The sequence below is a fragment of the Trueperaceae bacterium genome (assembly GCA_036381035.1).
Taxonomy (GTDB): Bacteria; Deinococcota; Deinococci; order Deinococcales; family Trueperaceae; genus DASRWD01.
This window is the reverse complement of record DASVDQ010000052.1, coordinates 1-3,784: the sequence shown is the minus strand read 5'-3', so window position 1 is coordinate 3,784 and position 3,784 is coordinate 1. Positions and strand designations below refer to the sequence as shown.

The following is a 3,784-nucleotide window of genomic DNA, read 5'->3' as shown; positions in this document are numbered from 1 at the left end:
CGGGCGGCGTTCGCCGTGTACACGGTCAGGCCGATGGTCAGCAGCGCGGCGACCAGGAACGTGAGACCGTAGGCGCTGCCGAACAGGAACCCGAACGACCGCACCGGCCCGAGCAGCGTGCCGCGCACCAACCCCGCCAGGAACACGAGCATGCCGGACACCATCATCAGCGGGCGGACGCTGGGCTCCATCCCTTCCCACACGGCGCGGCCCTCGGCGGCGGGTCGACGCAGCAACGCGGGCCACAGGCCCAGGGCGAGGAACACGTAGCCACCGAACCAGGCCAGCCCGGCGACGATGTGGATCCACTGGACGACGACGGTGAGCCAAGTCATGGGGTTCACCTCCCGGGGCTTCCCGCTCGGGGTCCCCTCCCCGCTCCAACATCTCGTCACATCGAGATGTCAGAGGCTTCGTATACTACTACCGGTGGAAGGACCCATGTCAACCCGCGAGAAGCTGATCGAGGACGCGCTGCTGGCAGGGCGCGAGAGCAGCACGGCCAGCGTGCTCATGCACGCCGCCATCGCCGCGCGCCTCGGCCTCAGCGCCACCGACGAGAAGGCGCTCGACGTCCTGCTCCGGCTCGGCCCCCTGACCGCCGGCCAGATCGCGGAGCACACCGGCCTGGCCACGGCCTCGGTCACCAGCCTCATCGACCGGCTCGAGGAACGCGGCTACGTGGAGCGCGTCCGCGACAAGAAGGACCGGCGCCGCGTCTTCGTGCACGCCAAGCCCGAGAGGATGTCCGAGATCGAGCCCTACCTGGCGGGCTTCGTGAACGGCCTGCTGGAGCTGCTGCGCGGCTACAGCGACGAGGAGCTGGTGCTCCTGACCGGCTTCCTGCGCAGCGTGGCCGAGCTGGCGAGAGCCGAAGCGGTCAGCCTCGGTCGACGCGGGTCGCGCACACGAGGGTCGGGGCGCTAGATGCGCTAAACGTCACCGGGGCTCGGGCTCCCGCGGTGCGGCTCCCGCTTCGGGTGAGCCCTGTGGCCTCGGCTTGCCGACCACCGCCAGGTAGATCAGCACGCCGATGACGACCCAGTCGAGGATCATGACCAAGAAGGTGAGACCCAACGGCCCGAGCCCCCTCCCGAGGAAGAAGAGCGCGACGAGGAGGCCGAACGGAAGGAACCCCCACCCGCGCAGCGCCGCTACGGTGGCGGCCGCCACCTGGATCCCGAGACCTAGCATCGTCGTCCCCTCCCCGGTTCGAACGGCATGAAGTTGCGGCCTCCACTCTGGCACTGCGTAAGCAGATGCTGACAAGAGTACATCACGTCCACGACGAGCTCGGGCTAGTCGCTCCGGTTCACGGGTGCCGCGAGGTGGAGGACGCGGCGCTTGGTACAGCTCCTCGCGGCCGGGCTCCGAAGCGGCCCGCGCCAGGTCGCAGCCAGGGGAGCGACCCGCTAGCTATCCTCGCAACTGGCAGCTCTACTGGGGGGAGTCTCCTTATGGGCCTTCGCTTCCAACGCCGCATCCGCCTAGCCAAGGGCGTGCACCTGAACCTCAGCAAGAGCGGGGTCGGCATATCGATAGGCCCGCGCGGCGCGAAGTTCGGGTTCGGACCCCGCGGCGTCCACTACAGCATCGGCATACCGGGGACAGGCATCTCGTACCGGAAGCGGTACAGCTACCCCACCGGTAGTGTGGGGCGGAGGCGCGGACCCAGCGGCTCGCCTGGACCGCTTGCCGGCGGCGTCGAGGACGTCGCGATCCGGCTCGTCCTGGACGAGGACGGCTGGCTGAGGCTCGAGCTGCCCGACGGCACCCCCCTGCCGCCGAGGCTCGCGCGGCAGGTGAAGCAGGACCACGACGCCGAGCTCAGGCGGTTCCTGGCCGAGCAGTGCGAGAAGGTCAACGCCGGCATCGACGAGATCCTCGATACGCACCTCGCCACCCCGTCGCCGCGGGAGCACGTCGAGTACCGACCGCGCCCCTTCACCACGCCTCGCCCGCCGAGGCCGCCGCTCAAGCAGCTCGGTCCGCTCGACCGTCTGCTGCCCGGCCGGCGGGCTCGCATCGAGGAGGAGAACCGCGCCGCGGAGGACGCCTGGCGCGCCGAGCTGGCGGCCTGGGAGCGGGCCAAGGAGGAGCACGAGGCGCGGGAGGCGGCGCGCCGCCGCGAGCTCGAAGACGGGCTGCACACGGACGTGAGCGTCATGGAGCGCGTGTTCGAGGAGCGGCTGGCCGACCTCGACTGGCCCAGGGAGACCGAGCTGTCGTACGGGCTGGCGCGGGGCGGCAGGTCGATCGCGCTCGACATCGACCTCCCCGAGGTCGAGGACATGCCGACCATGAGGGCCGAGGTGTCGGCGTCCCGGTACAAGCTGAACGTCAAGAAGAGGTCGTCCACGCAGGTGCGCAAGGAGTACATGCGCTTCGTCCACGCGATCGTCTTCCGCGCCGTCGGCGAGGCCTTCCACGCGCTCCCCGCCGCGGAGGAGGTCATCGCCAGCGGCTACACGCAGCGGCCCGACCCCGCAACGGGCCAGGTGCGCGACGACTACCTGCTGAGCGTCAGGGTCGACAGGCCGGGCTGGCAGGCGATCGACTTCTCGAACCTCGACGACGTTGACCCGATCGCCGCCCTCGAGCGCTTCGAACTGGTGCGCGACATGACGAAGACCGGCATGTTCAGGCCCATCACGCCGCTGGCGCTGCGCAGCTAGAACGTCGCGGACGGGCGCGGCGGCGCGAGCCGGCGTCCCGCGCCGCGTCGTCGGGGCGGGGCGACCCGACCCGCCTAGCGAGCTTCGCCGGGGAGCGCTCGCAGCAGCGGCGCCGTCTCCTCGACGTACCTCTCCTGCAGGGGGTTCTCCACCGCCCAGGGCTGCGCCTCGCGCACGATGCCGATGGCCTCGCGCGGCTCGTGGCCGAACGTGGCCACCACCAGCGCCGCGATGGTGCCCGTGCGCCCCTGACCCCCGCGGCAGTGGATGACGGCGGTGCGCCCGGCCAGCATCGCCTCGCGGACGGACCGCACCAGCTCGCGCACCTCGGGCAGGTCGCCCGGCCGCGGCACGCTGCCGTCCACGATCGGCAGCCGGAGGACCTCGATGCCGCGGGCGCGGGCCTCGTCGAGGAGGTCGGGTACGCCGAGCAGGCGGTACTCGAAGCCCTCCATCAGGGACACGAGCAGGTCGACGCCGTGGTGGTGGCGCAGGCGGTCGAGGTCCGTCGCCAGGTCGCGGTCCCACGTCGCGCCGGTGGCAGCCCCGGCGCCCTTCTTGCCCGGCGCGAAGGTCAGCCCCAGCCGGCCCGCCGTGCCGTGTGCGGCCCGGTCGACCCAGAAGACCTCGATGGGGTCGGACTCGGAGGTTCGTCGCTGAAGCGGCATCGTCACGCCCCTCCTCAGCCGACGTCCTCGGGCGCGCGGATGCCGGCGCCGACGGGGAAGCGCGGCACGCCGTCCTCGCTCACCTCGAAGTACCGCACGTTCAGCAGGCTGCCGTGGTACTTCTCGCCCTCGAGGAACCACCGCCTCCGCTCCTCCATGGAGCCGCGGGGCACCACGTCGAAGGTCCTTCCGTCGGGCAGGCGGCACACCCAGATCACCGCGCCGGCGAACTTGCCCACGCCGTCCTTGTGTCCGACGATCTCGTACTCGGCGTCCATGAACGACTTGACCTTCAAGAGGTCGAAGCTGCGCGCCCCGTACTGGTAGACGCCGTCGGCGGTGCGGAGGATCGCGCCCTCGTAGCCGAGCTCCACGAACTCGCGCTGGCGCTCGAACACCTCCTCCTCGCGGTCGACGAGCTCGGTGCGCACGACCTCAAGA

Annotated in this window: 6 protein-coding genes; 2 read left to right on the top strand and 4 right to left on the bottom strand. The window is 71.1% G+C overall.

Going from position 1 to position 3,784, the window contains the following annotated elements; genetic code table 11:
- Positions 1-335 (bottom strand): hypothetical protein (locus VF202_07100; protein ID HEX7039857.1); only part of this gene is annotated, 335 nt, incomplete at its 3' end.
- A gap of 94 nt (positions 336-429) precedes the next feature.
- On the opposite strand from VF202_07100, the gene VF202_07095 reads away from it, so the two are divergent.
- Positions 430-927, top strand: coding sequence for a MarR family transcriptional regulator (locus tag VF202_07095; protein HEX7039856.1), 498 nt, complete (start codon positions 430-432; stop codon positions 925-927).
- Between the two features lie 12 nt (positions 928-939).
- Here the strand turns inward: VF202_07095 and VF202_07090 are convergent, their stop codons facing one another.
- Positions 940-1,194, bottom strand: coding sequence for a hypothetical protein (locus tag VF202_07090; GenBank protein HEX7039855.1), 255 nt, complete (start codon positions 1,192-1,194; stop codon positions 940-942).
- A gap of 263 nt (positions 1,195-1,457) precedes the next feature.
- Here VF202_07090 and VF202_07085 point away from each other — a divergent pair, with 263 nt between their 5' ends.
- Positions 1,458-2,675: a DUF4236 domain-containing protein gene (locus tag VF202_07085; protein ID HEX7039854.1), complete on the top strand. Its 1,218-nt coding sequence runs from the start codon at positions 1,458-1,460 to the stop codon at positions 2,673-2,675.
- A gap of 74 nt (positions 2,676-2,749) precedes the next feature.
- Here VF202_07085 and VF202_07080 read toward each other — a convergent pair whose 3' ends face one another.
- Together VF202_07080 and VF202_07075 are read right to left on the bottom strand one after the other, a co-directional pair.
- Positions 2,750-3,343 (bottom strand): cyclin-dependent kinase inhibitor 3 family protein, encoded by a 594-nt coding sequence (locus tag VF202_07080; GenBank protein ID HEX7039853.1) that lies wholly within the window; start codon positions 3,341-3,343, stop codon positions 2,750-2,752.
- A gap of 14 nt (positions 3,344-3,357) precedes the next feature.
- Positions 3,358-3,784, bottom strand: a 427-nt coding sequence (locus VF202_07075) for a hypothetical protein (protein HEX7039852.1), incomplete at its 5' end; no start/stop codon positions are given.